Below are 18845 nucleotides of genomic sequence, written 5' to 3'. Positions count from 1 at the left end.
CATGGCCAAAGCCAAAACCATTTATGTGTGCAGCGAATGCGGCGGCATCAGCCCAAAGTGGCAGGGTCAGTGCCCACACTGCACCAGCTGGAACACCCTGAGCGAAACCGTGCAGGCCCCGCCGGCACCACCGGGCAACAGCCGCTTTCAGGCGCTGGCGGTGACCAGCGAAGTGCAGGTGCTGGCCGAGGTACAGGCCGAGGAAGTGCCGCGCGAGCCATCCGGCATCGACGAACTCGACCGCGTGCTGGGCGGCGGGCTGGTGCATGGCGCGGTGATCCTGATTGGCGGCGATCCTGGCATTGGCAAATCCACCCTGCTGCTGCAAACCCTGGCCAGCGTGGGCGCGCGGCGCAAGGTGCTGTATGTCACCGGTGAAGAATCTGCCCAGCAGGTGGCACTACGCGCCTCGCGGCTGGCGGTGGACGCTGGTCGGGTACGCCTCTTGGCGGAAATCCGTCTGGAGCAGGTGCTGGCCACCTTGCAGGGCGACCGCCCCGATGTGGTGGTGATTGACTCGATCCAGACCGTGTACACCGATATGCTCAACTCGGCACCCGGCTCGGTGGCGCAGGTGCGCGAATGCGCCGCCCAGCTGACCCGGGTGGCCAAGCAGACCGGGGTGACCATGATCCTGGTGGGGCATGTCACCAAGGAAGGCGCGCTGGCCGGGCCGCGCGTGCTGGAGCATATTGTCGATACCGTGCTGTATTTCGAGGGTGACAGCCATTCCAGCTTCCGCATGATCCGCGCCATCAAAAACCGCTTTGGCGCGGTCAACGAACTGGGTGTGTTTGCCATGACCGAGCGCGGGCTGAAAGGCGTGTCCAACCCCTCGGCCATCTTTTTGTCCAGCCACCGTGACGAAGTGCCCGGCTCCAGCGTGCTGGTAACCATGGAAGGCACCCGCCCGCTGCTGGTGGAAATTCAGGCACTGGTGGACGAATCACACGGCCAGCCGCGCCGGCTGTCGGTGGGGCTGGAGCAAAACCGGCTGGCCATGCTGCTGGCGGTGCTGCATCGCCACGCCGGGGTGGCGTGTTTTGATCAGGATGTGTTCATCAACGCGGTGGGCGGCGTGCGCATTGGCGAGCCGGCAGCCGATCTGGCCGTGCTGCTGGCCATTGTGTCGTCGCTGCGCAATCGGCCCTTGCCGGACAAGCTGGTGGTGTTTGGCGAGGTGGGCCTGGCCGGTGAGGTGCGCCCGGTGGCGCACGGCCAGGAGCGGCTGAAAGAAGCCGCCAAGCTGGGTTTCAAGCGGGCGATTGTGCCGCTGGCCAACGCGCCGCGTCAGGCGCTGGACGGCCTGGAGGTGATTACCGTGGAGCGGCTGGAGCAGGCGGTGGAATATTGTCGCTCGGGCGGATAAGCGCGGCGAACACAACGCGCCAGGGAATTATCACCCCCGCTGTGCCAGCCAGCCCCAGCACAGCAACATCGCCCCCAGCGAGCTGGCAAACATCGGCGCGGTGCGCCACATCAGCGCCTTGCCGCCCAGGCTGGCCACCATGCCAAACTTGAACAGGCTGTTGGTCAGCAAGGCCAGCGCCAGCGTGGCGGCCACCTGGCCGGCGCTTAGATGGCCATCGGCAAACTGATTGAACGCCGACAATGAAATCGGATCAACATCCGTTACCCCGGACACCAGCGCCACGCCGTACAGGCCGCTGGAGCCAAACTGGTGCATCAGCGCTGCTGCGGCCAGCGTGACCACCGCATACAGGCCGCCAAACACCAGCGCGGTGCGCATTTCCACCGGATTGTGCGGGGTAAAGCCGTCGTCGTCGCCGTCCTGGCTGCCATTGCCCGAGCCATGGCGCAAATGGCCCAGCCCGGTGGCCAGCAGCCCGCCAGCCAGGGCGCTGCCCAGCAGCGGCAACACCGCCGGCAGCGCCAGCGGGGCCAGCAGCCCGGCCAGAATCGCCAGCCGGACAAACACCACCAGATTGGCCAGCTGAATCACCGTGGCAGACAAATGCAGCGCCTTGGCGTCGTCGCGCACCTGGCGGGCAAAGCTCATGCTGGTGGCGGTGGACGACACCATGCCACCCAGCAGGCCCAGCAATGGGCCGCCCACTTTTTCTCCAAACAGGCGCACCGCCACATAGCCAGTCAGGCTGACCCCGGAAATCAGCACCACCATCAGCCAGATTTCATATGGGTTAATCGCCTGATACGGGCCAAAAGCCCGATTGGGCAGAATGGGCAAAATAATGGCCGACACCGCGCCAAACTGCAGTACGGCCAGGATATCCGGGCGGGTGAGCTTCTGGCTCAGGCCAGACAGCTCTGGTTTCAGGTAAAGCAGCAGGGTGGCGATGATGGCCAGCGCCACCGCCAGCTCCGCCGGGCCGGCCTGCACCAGAAGGCCCAGACAGTAGGCCAGCAGCAGGGCAATTTGTGTGGTGGAATCCGGCGGGCTGGCACAGTGGGCCGGGTGCCAGTATGCCGCCAGTGCCAGCGCCACCACCCCTGCCAGGCCCACCACCGGCAGCAGCGGCCATGCCGCCAGGCTGGCAATATGCCCGCTGAGCGTGCCAAACAGGCAGGCCAGGGCAAAGGTGCGCACCCCGGCGCGTGGGTCCTGCTTGCGTTCGCGCTCTATCCCCAGCAGCAGGCCAATGCCCAGGCTGGTGAGAAACTGCGGCAGCGCGGCATAGCCGGTGCCTTGCAGCTGAAAAACCTGCCCGAGCCAGTCGCCCATCAGGCGTCCGCCTGGACGGCCAGGCGCGCCCGCACGCTGGCTTCCAGCCCGGCGGCGTCCAGCCCGCAGTCGGCCAGCAGCAGCGCCGGGTCGCCGTGCTCGACATAGCTGTCGGGCAGGCCCAGTTGCAGACAGGGGGTGTTGTCCAGGCCGGCGGCGCTCAGTGCTTCCAGCACGGCGCTGCCCGCCCCGCCCTGGATGACGTTTTCTTCTACGGTAACCAGCAGACGATGGCTGGCGGCCAGCTGGCGCACCAGCGCTTCGTCCAGCGGTTTGACAAAGCGCATGTCGGCCACCGTGGCATTCAGCGCCTCGGCAGCGGCCATGGCCGGAGTGACCATGCTGCCAAAGGCCAGAAATGCCACGCCGCCGTCGCCCTGGCGGCGGATATGGCCCTGGCCAACCGGCAGCGCGGTCATCTCGCTCTGGATATGCGCGCCGGGGCCGGTGCCGCGCGGATAGCGCACCGCCGTGGGCGCGTCCAGGGTGAAGGCGGTGTACAGCATTTGCCGGCATTCGTTTTCGTCCGACGGCGCCATCACCACCATATTGGGGATGCAGCGCAGGAAGGACAGATCAAACGCGCCAGCGTGGGTGGGGCCGTCGGCACCGACCAAGCCGGCACGGTCGATGGCGAACACCACCGGCAGGTTTTGCAGCGCTACATCGTGAATCAGCTGATCGTAAGCGCGTTGCAAAAAGGTGGAATAAATCGCCACCACCGGCTTGATGCCTTCACAGGCCAGCCCGGCGGCAAACGTCACGGCGTGCTGCTCGGCAATGCCCACGTCAAAATAGCGGTCGGCATATTCGCCGGCAAAGCGCACCATGCCCGAGCCTTCGCGCATGGCCGGGGTAATGCCCACCAGCCGGCTATCCTGCTTGGCCATGTCGCACAGCCAGTCGCCAAACACCTGGGTGTAGCTGGGCTTCCCGCCGCTCTTGCCGCCGGCCAGGCCGTTTTCCGGGCTGAAGCGCGACACGCCGTGATAAGCAATCGGGTCTTTTTCTGCCAGCTTGTAACCCTGGCCCTTTTTGGTGACCACATGCAGGAACTGCGGGCCCTTGAGCTTGCGCACATTGCCCAGGGTTTCCACCAGGGTGTCCAGGTCGTGGCCGTCGATCGGGCCAAGATAGTTAAAGCCAAATTCTTCAAACAGCGCGCCGGGGGTGATCATGCCCTTGACGTGTTCTTCGGCGCGTTTGACCAGCGCATGCACCGGCGGGGCCATGCCCAGCACCTTGCTGGAGCCTTCTTTGACTGCGGCGTAAAAGCGTCCGGACATCAGCTTGGTCAGGTAGTGGTTGAGCGCGCCGACATTGGGCGAGATCGACATATCGTTGTCGTTGAGGATCACCAGCAGGTCGGTGTCCATCGCGCCGGCGTTGTTCAGCGCCTCGAAGGCCATGCCGGCGGTCATCGCGCCGTCGCCAATCACCGCCACCACCTTGCGCGCCTGGCCCTGGGTGCGGGCGGCGGCAGCCATGCCCAGCGCCGCGCCAATTGAGGTGGACGAATGGCCGACGCCAAAGGTGTCGTATTCGGATTCTTCGCGCTTGGGAAAGCCGGCCAGGCCGTCTTTCATGCGCATGGTGTCCATGCGCGCGCGCCGGCCCGTCAGGATTTTATGCGGGTAGGTCTGGTGGCCCACGTCCCATACCAGCCGGTCGTGCGGGGTGTCGAACACATAGTGCAGCGCCACGGTCAGCTCGATGCAGCCCAGGTTGGAAGCGAAGTGGCCACCGGTCTTGCTGACCGACTCCACCAGAAACTCGCGCAGCTCGCGCGCCAGTTGTGGCAGCTGGCGGCGGTCGAGCCGGCGCAGGTCGGCAGGCAGGTCGATGGTGTCGAGCAGGGGATAGCGTGCGGCAGTGGTCATGCGGTCAAGCCTAATCAAAAAGAACGGACAACAATATAGTCAGCCAGCGCGCGCAGACGTTCCGCAGATGCACCAAACGGCACCAGCGCGGCAAAGGCTTCCTCGCGCAGACCCTGCGCCATGCGCCGGGCTTCAGCCAGACCCAGCAGGCTGACGTAGGTGGGTTTGTCGTGGGCGGCGTCCTTGCCGGCGGTTTTGCCCAGCGTGGCGCTGTCGGCTTCGCAGTCGAGTACGTCGTCCACCACCTGGAAAGCCAGGCCGATGGTGCGGGCAAAGTGGTCGAGCCGGGCCATGGCCTCGTCGCTCAGTGCATCGCCGGCCAGCGCGCCCAGCAGCACGGCGGCGCGGATCAGCGCGCCGGTTTTCAGCGCGTGCATGAATTCCAGCTGCGGCAGCGTCAGCGCCTGGCCCACCGAGGCCAGGTCGATGGCCTGGCCGCCGGCCATACCCAGCGCGCCAGAGGCATGACTGAGCAGGCGCAACATGGCCAGCTGACGGGCCGGAGCCAGGTCGCCGTGGTCGGCGGCCAGCACGGCAAATGCCTGGGTTTGCAGCGCATCGCCGGCCAGCAGCGCAGTCGCTTCGTCAAACGCCACATGGCAGGTGGGCTTGCCACGGCGCAGCACGTCGTCGTCCATGCACGGCAGGTCGTCGTGTACCAGCGAATAGGCGTGGATCATCTCCACCGCCGCCGCCGCCCGGCCCAGCGCCGCTGGCGCGGCATTGACCAGTTCGCCAGCCGCAAACACCAGCAGCGCCCGCACCCGCTTGCCACCGCCCAGGGTGGCGTAGCGCATGGCGGCATTCAGCGCGCGTGGTTCGTGTTCCGGGTTGGGCAGCTGCGCCGCCAGAAGGGTTTCCATTTCTTGCTGGATGGCGCTCATCCAGCCGATAAATTCGCCATCAGACATCAGCCACCTCCAGCGACAACGGTTTCAGTTCGCCGTTTTCCAGCACGCTGAGCTGCTGCTCGGCGTCGGCCAGCCTGGCCTGGCAAAAACGGATCAGTTCGGTGCCCTGCTGGTAGGCGGCCAGCGAGGCATCCAGCGGCAGTTCGCCACTTTCCATCTCGCGGATCAGACTTTCCAGGCGGGAGACAGCTTCTTCAAACGAGGCAGGGGCGACAGGCGCAGTAGGGGCCATGATGAACAGACAGAATGCAAACCCCTGGATTGTAGCCGCTTCGGGCGGGGGGTTCCAGCCGGGCCGCCTGCCGGGGCCTGCGCCCCGCACCGGCACCGGGCCAGAGGAGGGCTGCGCCGGGGGCGTGTTGGCGCGGCAGGCACCACGGGCGGCATCCTGCTGGCAGGCCGCCCGTGGCAACCGGGCTTATGCTTCTTCCGGCACGTTCAGGGCATTGATGCTGTAACCGGCGTCCACATAGGTGATTTCGCCGGTAATGCCCGACGCCAGGTCGGAGAGCAGGAAGGCGGCGGTATTGCCGACTTCTTCAATGGTGACATTGCGCTTGAGCGGCGAATTGTCCGAGGCCATTTTCAGCAGTTTGCCAAAGCCGGAAATACCGGAAGCCGCCAGGGTCTTGATCGGGCCGGCAGAAATGCCGTTGGCGCGGATATTGTCGCGGCCCAGGCTGGCGGCGGTAAAGCGCACGCTGGCTTCCAGGCTGGCCTTGGCCAGGCCCATCACATTGTAATGCGGGATGGCGCGCACCGCGCCCAGGTAGGACAGCGTCAGGCAGGCACCATTGCGGCCACGCATCATCGGGCGGGCGGCTTTGGCCAGCGCCGGGAAGCTGTACGAGCTGATGTCGTGCGCCACCTGGAAGGCTTCGCGGCTGAGCGAATCCAGGAAGTCGCCTTCCAGCGATTCGCGCGGGGCAAAGGCGATGGCATGGACAAAACCATCCAGCCCGTCCCACTGCTGGGCCAACTGCTCGAATACCTGGGTGATGTCGTCATCGTTGGCAACATCGCAGCGCAACACCAGATCACTGCCGAACTCGGCGGCCAGGTCAACCACACGATCCTTGAGCTTGTCGTTCACATAGGTAAAGGCCAGCTGCGCACCTTCACGATGACAGGCTTTGGCAATGCCGTAGGCGATCGAGCGGTTGGAAAGCAGGCCGGTAATCAGGATCTTTTTGTCTTGCAGAAAACCCATCGTCAGTCCTTGGTAAGTCGGAAAACTGGGCGATTATAGCCTAAGCCGGGGCTGCGCTTTACAATGCTGTGCATGCGGATACGACATCTTTCTTTTTTGTGGCAGTTTTGCCTGCTTGCGCTGCTGCTGGCCAGCGGCGCGGCCCAGGCGGCGGCAGCCATGGCGCTGGGCGATGCGCCCCGGTATCCGGCGGGCTTTCAGCACTTTGACTACGTTAATCCAAACGCGCCCAAGGGTGGGCGGCTGGTGCTGCCGGCGCTGGGCGGCTTTGACTCGCTCAACCCGTTCACCCTCAAGGGCGACAAGGAATCCGGCTTGGGCCTGCTGGTGGACACCCTGGCAGAAAAAAGCCTGGATGAGCCATCTTCCATGTATGGCCTGCTGGCCGATGACATGAGCCTGGCGGCGGATGGCCTGTCGGTGCGCTTTCACCTGCACCCGCAGGCGCGCTTCAGCGATGGCTCGCCAGTGCTGGCCGAAGACGTCAAGGCCAGTTTTGACACGCTGACCCGCGACAAGACCGCCCACCCGCGCTACCGCATGTACTGGGGCGACGTCAGGCAGGCAGTGGTGGTGGATGAACGCACGGTGCGCTTTGACTTTCGCCAGCGCAACGCCGAACTGCACATGATTCTGGGCGAGCTGCCGGTGTTTTCCCGCCGCTGGCTGCAAGGCCAGCCGCTGGCCAGCCGCACACTGCAGCCGCCGCTGGCCAGCGGCCCTTACCGGCTGGAGCGCCACGCACTGGGCAAGTTCAGCGTGTACCAGCGCCGCGCCGACTACTGGGCGCGCGAGCTGCCCAGCCGACGCGGGCAGTACAACTTCGACCGGATTGAATTCCGCTATCTGCTGGACGACACCGTGCGGCTGGAAGCCTTCAAGGCTGGCGAGTTTGACGTGTCTGCCGAAAACGTGGCCAAGCTGTGGGCGCGTGGCTATACCGGTCGGGCATTTGCCAGCGGAGCGATCAAAAAGCTGGAAGTGCCGCACGGCAATGGTGCCGGCATGCAGGGCTTTGCCATGAACCTGCGCCGGCCCTTGTTTGCCGACAAGCGCGTGCGTCAGGCGCTGGTACTGGCATTTGACTTCGACTGGGCCAACCGCCAGCTGTTTTACCGCCAGTACACCCGCAGCGACAGCTATTTCAGCAACAGCGACCTGGCCGCCAGCGGCCTGCCCGACGCCGACGAACTGGCGCTGCTCACCCCGCTGAAAGACCGGCTCGACCCGGCGGTGTTCGGCCCGGCCATTGACGCACCAAAAAGCCCGGATGCGCTCAGCCTGCGCGCCAATCTGCGCCAGGCGCAAAAGCTGCTGGCCGACGCCGGCTGGCGCATGCGCGACGGCCAGCTGGTTAACGCTGCCGGCCAGCCGCTGACGTTTGAGTTTCTCACCTACTCGCGCACCTTCGAGCGGGTGGCCGCGCCGTATCAGCGCAATCTGGAAAAACTGGGCGTACACATGACCGTGCGCATGGTAGACCCGGCGATTTTTCAGCAAAAGCTCAACCAGTTTGACTTTGACATGACCATCTCCGGCTTTGGCCAGTCGGCCAGCCCCGGCAATGAACAGCTGGATTACTTTGGCAGCGCCGCCGCCAGCCAGCCTGGCTCCAATAATGTGCTGGGCCTGCGCGATCCGGCGGTGGACGCGCTGCTGCAGCGCTTTCTCACCTTTCACAACCGCCACGAACTGCGCGCCGCCAGCCGGGCGCTGGACCGGGTGCTGCGCGCTGGCTACTACCTGGTGCCCAACTGGCATCTGGCCTATCACCGCATTGCCTACCGCGATATTTTTGGCCGTCCGGACCGTCTGCCGCGCTATTTTGCCGCGCAGGACTGGGTAATGCGCACCTGGTGGGCCTTGCCGGCCCGCGCCAGTGGAGACACCCAATGAATCTGTGGCGCTATCTGGCCAAACGGCTGCTGCTGATGGTGCCCACCGTGCTGGGCATTTTGCTGGTGACCTTTGCGGTCATCCAGTTTGTGCCTGGCGGGCCGGTGGAACAGCTGGCCCAGCAACTGCGCCACAGCGCCGAAGGCGGCGAAGCCGGCAGCGCGCCATCGGGCGGGCTGTACCGGGCGCAGGGTGGGCTGGATCAGGAGCGGCTGGACGAACTCAAGGCGCTGTACGGCTTTGACAAACCCGCCCCGCAACGCTTTGCCGAGATGCTGACGCGCTACGCCCGCTTTGATCTGGGCGAGAGTTTTTACCACCATCAGTCGGTGGGCAGCCTGATTGTGTCCAAGCTGCCGGTGTCGATGAGCCTGGGGCTGTCCACCTTTTTGATTGTTTACCTGTGCTGCATTCCGCTGGGCATTGCCAAGGCGGTGCGCGATGGCTCGGCGTTTGACGTGCTGACCAGCACGGTGATTCTGGTGGGCTACGCCATTCCCGGCTTTGTGCTGGGCATTGCCCTGCTGGTGCTGTTTGGCGGCGGCAGCTTTTTGCAGTGGTTTCCGCTGCGCGGGCTGACCAGCGACGACTGGGCCACGCTGTCGCCACTGGGCAAGGTGATGGACTACCTGTGGCACCTGGTGCTGCCGGTGACAGCGTCGGTAGTGGGCAGTTTTGCCGTGATGACGCTGCTGACCAAAAACACCTTTCTGGAGCAAATCCGCTGCCAGTATGTGCTGACCGCCCGCGCCAAGGGCTTGTCGGAGCGCAAGATTTTATACAAGCATGTGTTCCGCAATGCGATGATTCCGCTGGTCACCGGCTTTCCGGCGGCGTTTGTTGGCGCGTTTTTTACTGGCAGCCTGCTGATTGAAACGCTGTTTTCGCTGGATGGCCTGGGCCTGCTCTCCTACGAAGCGGTGGTCAAGCGCGACTACCCGGTGGTGATGGGCAGCCTGTATGTATTTACCCTGGTGGGGTTGTTCACCCGCCTGTTGTCCGATTTGTGTTATGTCTGGGTAGACCCGCGCGTGCAATTTGACGCCGCGCGGGGCTGACCCGGCGTGAGAAAGCGCCCCGCTGTGCCGACCCCGTTTGAACAACTGCTGGAAAACGCCCGTCATAACGAACAGGTGATGTCCAAAATGCAGTGCCTGGAAATGGCACTGATTGCCACCGCCGACTTTACCGGGCTGCTGCCGCTGCTGCTGACAGAAATGCAGCAGGCGTTTGCGCTGGATGCCGTTCACCTGCACTGGGTAGACCCCACCAGCGAAGTGCGCGGCCTGCTGGCCTCCATCGGGCTGGACGAAGCCGACTACCCCGAGCTGCATTTTATTGCCAGCGCGTTTCCGCTCAGCAACCAGCTTGGCCCCGACCTGAGCACCCGCCTGGCGCTGTTTGTGCCGCACCAGCATGCCGACTGGCTGCCCGGCCATGACCACCTGGGCAGTGTGGCGTTTTTGCCACTGGTGCGTCAGGGGCACCTGATGGGCTGTCTGGTGCTGGGCAGCCACGACCCGGAACGCTTCAGCCCGGCGCTGTCTACCGACTTTCTGGCCCGGCTGGCGGCCATTGCCGGGGTGTGCCTGGAAAACGTGTTCAACCACGAACGGCTGAAACGGCTGGGGCTGACCGACGCGCTGACTGGCGTGCATAACCGTCGTTACTTCGACCAGCGCCTGGACGAGGAAATCACCCGCAGCCACCGCCAGGGCAGCATGCTGGCCGGGCTGTTTCTTGACATCGATTTTTTCAAGCGCATCAACGACACCTGGGGCCACCCCGCCGGCGATGCCGTGCTGCAGGAAGTGGCACGCCGGGTGAAGGAACAATTGCGCATCACCGATACCCTGGCCCGCTACGGCGGCGAGGAATTTGCCGCGCTGCTGGTGCAAGCCGACGCCAGCCAGGCGGTGCGGGTGGCCGAGCGGATTCGCGCTGCCGTGGCCGCCAGCCCGGTATGCCTGGGTGAAGGCATGGATATTCCGGTTACCCTGTCAATTGGCGTAAGCACTTTTCATGGCCTGCGCGCCCAGGAAAACGCCAGCCAGGCCGGTGGCCGCCTGCTGCACGAAGCCGATACCGCGCTGTATCAGGCCAAGGAAGGCGGTCGCAACCGGGTGGTGTGCCAGTGCCTGAACGAAGGCGGCGAGCATGACTGACGCGCGCATCCTCACCCCACGCCAGCGCGCCTGGCAGCGCTTTGCCCGCAACCGGCGCGGCTGGTGGAGCTTGTGGATTTTTCTGGCGCTGTTTGGCCTGAGCCTGTTTGCCGAAGTGCTGAGCAACGACAAACCGGTGATTGCCCAGTATCAGGGCAGCTATTACTTTCCGCTGTGGCACACCTACCCGGAAACCACCTTTGGTGGCGACTTCACCAGCCCCACCGACTATCTGGACCCATTCATCCGCCAGCAGCTCAGCCGCGACGGCAATTGGGCGCTGTACCCGCCCAACCCCTACCGGTTTGACACCATCAACTACTTTGCCCAGGCCGCCAACCCGGCGGCCCCCTCTGCCGACAACTGGCTGGGCACCGACGACCGGGGCCGCGACGTGCTGGCCCGGCTGCTGTATGGCTTTCGCCTGTCGGTGCTGTTTGCCGTCGCCCTCACCGTGGTGGGCACCGTGCTGGGCATTCTGGCCGGCGCGGTACAGGGCTATTTTGGCGGACGCACCGACCTGCTGCTGCAACGGCTGATCGAAATCTGGGGCTCGCTGCCCGAGCTGTATCTGCTGATCATCTTTGCCTCGCTGTTCACCCCCAGCCTGTGGCTGCTGCTGGCGCTGCTGTCGCTGTTTGGCTGGATGGGCCTATCGGACTATGTTCGCGCCGAATTTCTGCGCAACCGGCAAATGGAATACGTGCTGGCCGCCCGCGCGCTGGGCCTGTCTGGCCCGGCCATCATGTGGCGGCACATCCTGCCCAACAGCCTCACCCCGGTGATCACCTTTTTGCCGTTTCGCATCTCCGGTGCCATCCTGGCGCTGACCAGCCTGGACTTTCTCGGCCTGGGCGTCCCCGCCTCCACCCCCAGCCTGGGCGAACTGCTGGCGCAGGGCAAGGACAACCTGGACGCCTGGTGGATTTCGCTCTCCACCTTTGGCGTGCTGGTGGGCACGCTGGTGCTGCTGATTTTTATTGGCGAAGCGTTGCGGGAGGCGGCGGATACGCGCAGGGGGTAATAAAGCCGCTCACCAAACGCAGCGAAGCGGTCCTGGCTAGGCGTGTGACCGCAGACAGTACAGGGAGTACGGCAAGGTCACACAACAACGCTAGTAGCCAGTCACGCTGAAACACAAGAGTTCATGTTCCACGACGAACCACTCGTCGCGCTACACCGCGTCATTCCAGCGCAGGCGGGAACCCAGACCGCGCCACAGCGTGCGCCGTGGGCATAGCGCAGGTAAGCGCTGGTGAGAGCTCACACCGCTGTACGCTGTGGATACTCCTGGATTCCCGCCTGCGCGGGAATGACGCCGGAGGTGAAGCTCATGCCGAAAGCGGTCGAATTGCCAGTCATTCGGTTCAGATCATGGTGACTGGCTACTAGGAGGGTTTTGTTAGCAATTTTAAAAACATAACCAATACGATCTGTTTAACTTGAGCGAGTATAGTACGCATAACTAAAAAAGTTATTATAATAATGCAAGTCATGTTAACCCTTGAGCGTTATCCGTGCTTGACTTTATTTACTAGATTTTCCTAAGAATAAATTGTTATGCCAAATATAGGATTGGAAAATACATAAATGGATGCTGAAGATAATATTACAGAAGAGCCAACCTTGGGATTAGTGCCAAGAAAAATACAGAATGTTTCTGATAAGCAGATTGCAGAAGATATTGAAAATGGCCAAGGCTATAAATTCAAACGATATACTAGACTTTATGGAAAGCGCCATACTATTCGTAACGTATCTTTCGAGCATAGCACATTTGAGTCGTGTTATTTTAATAATTGTGTATTTGATTCATGTAATTTTACTGGGTGTAAATTTATTGGTTGTAACTTCCATCAAACTACTTTTACTGGTTGTAGCTTTAAGTACGCCATTTTCGAAAGATGTCATATAGATGATGACATTCTCGAAAGAGAAGCTCCAAGAGAAGAAAATCTTAGATTGAAGTTTGCTCGATCATTAAGAGTAAATTTTCAGCAAATAGGTGATGCCAAGGCTGTAAATAAAGCTATTTCCTTAGAGCTAGAGGCGACGGCAACATATTTAAAGAAATCTTGGCTATCCAATGAGAGCTACTACCAAAAAAAATTTCCTGGATGGCGCAGAATTTTTCAGTTTTTTAAATGGTTAGAATTTGCCCTTTTGGATGTTATTTGGGGTAATGGGGAAAGCTCACCAAAACTGTTGAGAACAATTGTTTTTATTCATTTTTTAATCACTATCGGGGATACTTTGGCGTTTAAAAACCCATGGAATCTACATGACTATCTAGACAGCCTCCTTAGAGCTTCTGGCATATTTTTTGGCATAATATCACCAAAAGAGTATTCAATAGGAGTCCTGTCTCTAATTGCAGCTATACGACTCATTTGTTTTGCTTTTCTTACGGCAATACTTGTTAAGCGTTTCGGAAGGCGATAACATGCATATTTATATATTTGGTTCTGTATGTCGAGGAGAGGTAGACCTCGGTTCAGATGTTGATTTATTAGCTTGCGTCCCCTGTAGAGAAGGTCAGTTTGACCCAAACGTGTATTCAATTTACACCTATGATAAGCTTAAGAAACTCTGGCAGGACGGAAGTGCTTTTGCTTGGCATCTTCATTTAGAATCAAAATTAGTTTTTTCATCTGACGGAACAAATTTCCTGAAAAGCCTCGGCAGTCCAAATGAATATGTGTCAGGAGATGCTGACTGTCAAAAATTCAATAGATTATTCGAGACATCTTCAAATGAATTAGGGGCTAGTGAGAAAAATTATGTGTTTAACATTTCATGTATGTTTTTAGCGATTAGGAATTTTGCAACTTGCCACTCTTTACAAAAAGGACAGCCGGTTTTTTCTAGAAATTCTCCAATGCTGGTAAATCCACCGCTCGACATTGACCCTTCCATATTCTCAATACTAGTTAGAGCAAGACTATTATCAACGCGTGGATATGGTGAGGTTATCGAAAATTTTGAGGTTGCCAGGGTTTTGAAGGCCACAAAAAATATAGCTGCGTGGATGCATGATTTAAGGAAGCAAAAATGAGTGAATTCAATAACCGCATTGAAGCCCAGCGCAACATATTAAAACTGGTAAATAAACTCCCTTGGCAAGAAGATCTCTGCGGGTTATCCAAGGGGGCTATAGAAAGATGGGTAAAAGTTAACAATATAGATGAAAAAGGAAAGCTCTTTGTTTTAGTAAAAAAATCAGCTGAAAAATTATTTTTTCTTGCAAACAAAAGCCAGGAACAAGTAACGGAAGAGTACTCTATCCTATCTACAGAAATCTCTCTTTTAACAAAAGAAGTGTCTGATATTGTAAATCATATTCGAAAAAATTGAATGCCCTGCATTAGCCATTTTTATTATAAAGAAGAGTTCAACCCAACAAGAAACCCACACCATGGGGACAAAATAACACCAATATAAAATTTATGATTAATCGGCACAGCGCAGAATCCAAAAACGCCACCTGCTCGGTCTCTTTGATGATAGACAAAATCATCATGCTTGCTGAACTCTCTGATAATCACCACTATACTTGTCAAGTCCCGCCTGGTTATAAATGCGCTTCTTGAACAATTCAGGTTTTTTCTTCTGCCATTCTTTCAGCGCCTGAATGGGCGAAAGATGGTTGAGCGCACGCTGCGGAATCTGCTGGTTGTAAGTGTTCACATAGCGCTTAAGCGTTGTCTCCAACTCAGCCGCTGAAGCAAATCGGGTCTGGTTCACCACCTCACTGATTCGGCCATTGAAGCGCTCAACCATCCCGTTTGTCTGCGGGTGGCGCGGCGGGCACAGGCGGTGCTCAATATTCAGCGTCATGCAACGGACATCAAAGGCGTGGCGTCCGGTTGGCTCACGCTTTTTGCTGGTGAAGCGGTCGGTGAACTGACTGCCGTTGTCAGTGAGCAATTTGACGATCTTCATCGGTGCCGCGCGTTCCAGCCGGTTTAAAAAGTCCACGCTGCTTTGCTCACTTTGGTCGGCATAGATATGCATGAACACCCAGCGTGTGGCGCGGTCGATGGCTACAAACAGGTAACGTCGCTCTTTCTCGTCAGGCATCCGCGGCAAGTACTTGATATCCATGTGCAGGAAGCCAGGTTCGTAATCCTTGAAGGTTTTGACCTGTGGCTCAACCTGGCCGGCATCAGCCAGCGCCTGGGCTTGCAGTTGACGCAAATTGGCCACGCCATGGCGGCGCAGACAGCGATCCAGCCCAGAGCGAGAGACGTCTGGATTGATGAATTCGCGCACCACAGCGACCAGGTCATCCAATCCCAGTAGCGTCAGGCTTCGCAAGGCCACGGCAATCGCCTCTTGTGCCGGAGTCAGCGTGGTGCAGAGCTTGTGCGGGCGATGGGATAAATCCTCCGGGCTGTCGCGCTGTTTCCACTTGCGTGCGGTTGCCACGCTGATGTTGTAGCGTTTTGCCAACTCAAGCAACGATGCGGCTGAATTCTTGATCTCCGCTCGCGTACGAGGGGTGGTTCGAGCCTGGGCGTGGACTTCACTCATGTTGATTGCTCCGCTTTCAAGGTCTCAATTAGACCACGCATCATGTCTCTTGCCCAGAAGAGTGGCCTGCTACGAATTGGAATATGATCACACGGGATGCAACATATACTGTCAAGTCTCGCCCAGCTATAAATGCGTTTCTTGAAAAATTCAGGTTTTGTAGTGGCCCAATCTTTAAGGACGCGCTGATTTATTCAGAAAAACCGTTTTTGCCAAAAGCAAAATCCAGTAAAATCAAAGTCCTGGATTCCCGCCTTCGCGGGAATGACGATTTTTTCAGCTTTTTCAGCGTATCCTTAAAAGAAACTGCTGGGAAAACCAGCGTAGCGCAGTTTTGCGAGCCGTAGGCGAGAGGGCGCAGCCCGGCACAACGCCCCGATGGAGTACTTCTTCCTGAATCTGAAGATGGAGCAGGTATGGCGTAGAGACTACACCGACCAGGAAGAAGCCCACCGGCTCACCGAAATGACGATTTGTTCAGCGTATCCCCAGATCCCCCAACCACCCCCATGGCCAGCCCCCCTTGCCTGCCTGCGCACTCGCTTGCTAACATACCCCCATAGGGTATAAGAAAGCCTGCTCACCATGTCCCACCCCATTCTGCATCTGCCGGTTACCGGCATGACCTGCGCGGCCTGCGCCACCCGTCTGGAAAAAGTGCTGAACCGCCTGCCAGGCGTGCGCGCCGAGGTCAACTTTGCCACCAGCAGCGCCCAGCTCACCGCCACTGGCGAGTCTGCGCCGGATGCTCAGGCAGCGGTGGCGGCGGTTCAGCGTGCCGGGTTTGCTGTGCCGCAGGTGGAACACTCACTGAATATCGACGGCATGAGCTGCGCGGCCTGCGCCCAGCGGATTGAAAAAGTGCTCAATCGCCTGCCGGGAGTAGAGGCGCAAGTCAACTTTGCCAGCGCCAGCGCCCAGGTGCGCTACCCGGCTGGCGTGCTGGAGCCTGCCGCCTTGCTGGAGGCGGTCAGCCGAGCGGGTTATCACGCTCAGTGGGCCGCCGATGATGCGCCCAGCCGCGTGCCGGCCAGCGATGGCAGTGGGCGCTGGCTGCTGCTGTCTGCCCTGTTCAGCCTGCCGTTTGCGCTGGAAATGCTGGCCATGCTGGGCGGTCGGCATGGCCTGATTCCGCCGCTGTGGCAGTGGGCCTTGGCCACGCCGGTGCAGTTTCTGGTGGGCTGGCGGTTTTATCGCGGTGCCTGGCACAGCCTGCGCGGTGGCGGGGCCAATATGGACGTGCTGGTGGCGCTGGGCACCAGCATGGCCTACCTGCTTAGCGTGTGGACGGTGCTGACGGCACCGCATCACGGCCATGTGTATTTTGAAGCCAGCGTGTCGGTAATCACCCTGGTGCTGCTGGGCAAATGGCTGGAACAGCGCGCCCGGCGCAAAACGGCAGGTGCCATGGAAGCGCTGCTGCGTCTGGCCCCAGGCACGGCGCGCATCGAACGCGATGGCGCAGTGGTGGACGTGCCGGCGGCGCAGGTGCAGGTGGGCGATGTGGTGTGGGTGCGCGAAGGTGAAAGCGTGCCGGTGGATGGCGTGGTGATTGATGGCCAGGGCAGCGTGGACGAAAGCCTGCTGACCGGCGAAAGCGCGCCGGTCAGCAAAACCGCCGACAGCCCGGTGTACGCCGCCACGCGCAATCTGCAAGGCGTGCTGCGCCTGCGCGCCAGCGGCGTGGGTGGGCACACCCAGCTGGCGGCGATTATCCGCCAGGTGGGGCAGGCGCAAGGCTCGAAAGCGCCCATCCAGCATCTGGCTGATGTGATTTCCGGGTATTTTGTGCCTGGCGTGCTGGCCATTTCCCTGCTGACCTTGCTGCTGGTGGGCGCACTCAGTGGCGACTGGACCCGTGCCATCATGCAGGCGGTGGCCGTGCTGGTGATTGCCTGCCCGTGCGCGCTGGGCCTGGCCACGCCGGCAGCGGTGATGGTGGGCATTGGCCTGGGGGCGCGGCATGGCATGCTGTTTCGCCACGCCACCGCGCTGGAGCACGCGGGCCGGCTGACGGTGCTGGCGGTGGACAAAACCGGCACGCTGACCGAAGGCCGCCCGCAAGTGACTGAGGTGTGCTGTCTGGCCGGCGACGATCAGGTGAGTGTGCTGGGCTGGGCTGCCAGTCTGGAAGCCGGCAGCGAACACCCGCTGGCGGCGGCTATTTTGCGCGCGGCCAGCGCATGTGGTGCCCGCCACCAGCCGGTGAGCGAGTTTGCCGTCAGCGTGGGCCAGGGCGTCAGCGCCCGGCTGGAAGGCCGGCAGTTGCGGCTGGGCGTGCCAGGCTGGGTTGACCCGGCGCTGGCCGGCCACGCGGAAGTCACCCGCCTGGCCAACGCCGGCCAGACCGTGGTGGCGCTGGCCGATGAGAAACAGGTGCTGGCGTTGCTGGCGCTGGCCGATGCCCTGCGCCCTTCTGCCGCACCGGCGATTGCCCGCCTGCATGCGTTGGGCATTGAGGTGCATATGCTGACCGGTGATAACCCGGCCACCGCCGCCCGCGTGGCCGGCCAGCTGGGCATTCGCCACTGGCAGGCCAGCGTGCGTCCGGACGGCAAGGCGCGCGCCATTGCCGAGCTGCAGGCGCGCGGCGAGCGGGTGGGCATGGCCGGCGACGGCATTAACGACGCCCCGGCGCTGGCGCAGGCCGATGTCAGCCTGGCCATGGGCGGCGGCAGCCATGTGGCGATTGAAACTGCCGACATTACCCTGATGCACGGCGATTTGCTGGCCGCCGCCGACGCCATCGAGCTGTCGCGCCGCACCCTGAGCAAAATCCGCCAGAACCTGTTTTTTGCTTTTATTTACAATATTCTGGGCATTCCGCTGGCGGCGCTGGGCGGGCTGAACCCGGTGATTGCCGGCGCGGCAATGGCGATGAGCTCGGTGTCGGTGGTCAGCAATGCCCTGTTGTTGCGCCGCTGGCGGCCCGCGCGGTGAACCCGCCCGACCAGGCCATTGCCCCTGCTTGCATCCAAACACGCCATTTTTTTTCTCTTTATCAACCCCGTATCAGGAGCACACCGCATGCAAACCCTCACCCTCTCGATTGATGGCATGACCTGCATGGGCTGCGTCAGCAATATCACCCGCGTGCTGACCGCCCTGCCCGGCGTCAGCCAGGCCGATGTCAGCAAGGAAACCGCCAGCGCCACCCTCACCTTTGACGAAACCCAGCAAAATGCCGCGTCGTTCAAGCAGGCCATCGAAGACGCCGGGTTTGACGTCCGTGACTGAGTGCTGCCAACCCCCCGACCCCGACGCAGGCGACCCGCGCCGGGTGGTCCAGCCCGACAAAGCCGCCCTGCTTGCCCGGCTGGCACGGATTGAAGGCCAGGTGCGCGGCGTGGCACGCATGGTGGAAGACGACCGCTATTGCGTGGATGTGCTGACCCAGCTGGCCGCCGTGCGCGCTGCGCTCAACGGCGTGGCCATGCAACTGCTCACCCACCACGCCCATGGCTGTGTCCAGCAGGCCATTCGCAGCGGCGAAGGCGACGCGGCGATCAATGAGCTGATGGGGGTGGTAAAAAAACTGGTGTAAGC

Annotated in this window: 17 protein-coding genes; 11 read left to right on the top strand and 6 right to left on the bottom strand. The window is 60.8% G+C overall.

The features are described 5' to 3' along the window. Nucleotide 1: 1 nt before the first annotated feature. Nucleotides 2-1369, top strand: a complete 1368-nt coding sequence (gene radA, locus BXU06_RS07820) for a DNA repair protein RadA (protein WP_077298410.1) — start codon at nucleotides 2-4, stop codon at nucleotides 1367-1369. Nucleotides 1370-1399: 30 nt separating this feature from the next. Here radA and BXU06_RS07815 read toward each other — a convergent pair whose 3' ends face one another. From BXU06_RS07815 to fabI, 5 genes are all read right to left on the bottom strand, one after another. Beyond that, nucleotides 1400-2704 (bottom strand): MgtC/SapB family protein, encoded by a 1305-nt coding sequence (locus tag BXU06_RS07815; RefSeq protein ID WP_077298408.1) that lies wholly within the window; start codon nucleotides 2702-2704, stop codon nucleotides 1400-1402. Next, nucleotides 2704-4584, bottom strand: coding sequence for a 1-deoxy-D-xylulose-5-phosphate synthase (gene dxs, locus BXU06_RS07810; protein WP_077298406.1), 1881 nt, complete (start codon nucleotides 4582-4584; stop codon nucleotides 2704-2706). The genes BXU06_RS07815 and dxs overlap by 1 nt, the downstream gene beginning before the upstream one ends. A gap of 14 nt (nucleotides 4585-4598) precedes the next feature. Continuing rightward, complete coding sequence (locus BXU06_RS07805) at nucleotides 4599-5495, bottom strand: polyprenyl synthetase family protein (protein WP_077298404.1); 897 nt, start codon at nucleotides 5493-5495, stop codon at nucleotides 4599-4601. Then, nucleotides 5488-5727, bottom strand: coding sequence for an exodeoxyribonuclease VII small subunit (locus BXU06_RS07800; protein WP_077302750.1), 240 nt, complete (start codon nucleotides 5725-5727; stop codon nucleotides 5488-5490). Before BXU06_RS07800 ends, BXU06_RS07805 begins: the two co-directional genes overlap by 8 nt. 186 nt (nucleotides 5728-5913) lie before the next feature. Continuing rightward, nucleotides 5914-6705 (bottom strand): enoyl-ACP reductase FabI, encoded by a 792-nt coding sequence (fabI, locus tag BXU06_RS07795; protein ID WP_077298402.1) that lies wholly within the window; start codon nucleotides 6703-6705, stop codon nucleotides 5914-5916. Nucleotides 6706-6777: 72 nt separating this feature from the next. On the opposite strand from fabI, the gene BXU06_RS07790 reads away from it, so the two are divergent. The 7 genes from BXU06_RS07790 to BXU06_RS07765 all read left to right on the top strand — a co-directional run bounded on the left by BXU06_RS07790 (nucleotide 6778) and on the right by BXU06_RS07765 (nucleotide 14120). Beyond that, a complete protein-coding gene (locus BXU06_RS07790) occupies nucleotides 6778-8601 on the top strand; it encodes an extracellular solute-binding protein (RefSeq protein WP_077302748.1) in 1824 nt (607 codons plus the stop codon). Nucleotides 8602-8603: 2 nt separating this feature from the next. Then, nucleotides 8604-9659, top strand: coding sequence for a microcin C ABC transporter permease YejB (locus BXU06_RS07785; RefSeq protein WP_216352587.1), 1056 nt, complete (start codon nucleotides 8604-8606; stop codon nucleotides 9657-9659). Nucleotides 9660-9683: 24 nt separating this feature from the next. Next, nucleotides 9684-10766: a DUF484 family protein gene (locus BXU06_RS07780; RefSeq protein WP_077298397.1), complete on the top strand. Its 1083-nt coding sequence runs from the start codon at nucleotides 9684-9686 to the stop codon at nucleotides 10764-10766. Then, nucleotides 10759-11790 carry an ABC transporter permease gene (locus BXU06_RS07775; RefSeq protein WP_077298395.1) on the top strand — a complete coding sequence of 344 codons (1032 nt, stop codon included), beginning with the start codon at nucleotides 10759-10761 and terminating at the stop codon, nucleotides 11788-11790. Before BXU06_RS07780 ends, BXU06_RS07775 begins: the two co-directional genes overlap by 8 nt. A 566-nt stretch (nucleotides 11791-12356) precedes the next feature. After that, a complete protein-coding gene (locus BXU06_RS07770) occupies nucleotides 12357-13208 on the top strand; it encodes a pentapeptide repeat-containing protein (protein WP_077298393.1) in 852 nt (283 codons plus the stop codon). A 1-nt stretch (nucleotide 13209) separates the two neighbouring features. Beyond that, nucleotides 13210-13821, top strand: coding sequence for a nucleotidyltransferase domain-containing protein (locus tag BXU06_RS17355; protein ID WP_150125149.1), 612 nt, complete (start codon nucleotides 13210-13212; stop codon nucleotides 13819-13821). Beyond that, entirely contained in the window at nucleotides 13818-14120 is a 303-nt protein-coding gene (locus tag BXU06_RS07765; protein WP_077298391.1) for a hypothetical protein, read from the top strand. Before BXU06_RS17355 ends, BXU06_RS07765 begins: the two co-directional genes overlap by 4 nt. Nucleotides 14121-14282: 162 nt before the next feature. Here BXU06_RS07765 and BXU06_RS07760 read toward each other — a convergent pair whose 3' ends face one another. After that, nucleotides 14283-15299: an IS481 family transposase gene (locus BXU06_RS07760; protein ID WP_077298389.1), complete on the bottom strand. Its 1017-nt coding sequence runs from the start codon at nucleotides 15297-15299 to the stop codon at nucleotides 14283-14285. 585 nt (nucleotides 15300-15884) lie between these two features. Between BXU06_RS07760 and BXU06_RS07755 the strand changes: the two genes are divergently transcribed. The 3 genes from BXU06_RS07755 to BXU06_RS07745 all read left to right on the top strand — a co-directional run bounded on the left by BXU06_RS07755 (nucleotide 15885) and on the right by BXU06_RS07745 (nucleotide 18843). After that, a complete protein-coding gene (locus BXU06_RS07755; RefSeq protein WP_077298387.1) occupies nucleotides 15885-18239 on the top strand; it encodes a heavy metal translocating P-type ATPase in 2355 nt (784 codons plus the stop codon). An 87-nt stretch (nucleotides 18240-18326) separates the two neighbouring features. Then, entirely contained in the window at nucleotides 18327-18536 is a 210-nt protein-coding gene (locus tag BXU06_RS07750; RefSeq protein ID WP_077298385.1) for a heavy-metal-associated domain-containing protein, read from the top strand. Next, nucleotides 18529-18843, top strand: coding sequence for a metal-sensitive transcriptional regulator (locus tag BXU06_RS07745; RefSeq protein ID WP_305764635.1), 315 nt, complete (start codon nucleotides 18529-18531; stop codon nucleotides 18841-18843). The genes BXU06_RS07750 and BXU06_RS07745 overlap by 8 nt, the downstream gene beginning before the upstream one ends. The last annotated feature ends 2 nt before the right edge of the window (nucleotides 18844-18845 follow it).

The organism is Aquaspirillum sp. LM1 (genome assembly GCF_002002905.1).
In the GTDB taxonomy this organism is placed as follows: domain Bacteria; phylum Pseudomonadota; class Gammaproteobacteria; order Burkholderiales; family Aquaspirillaceae; genus Rivihabitans.
This window is presented reverse-complemented; position numbering and strand designations above follow the sequence as displayed.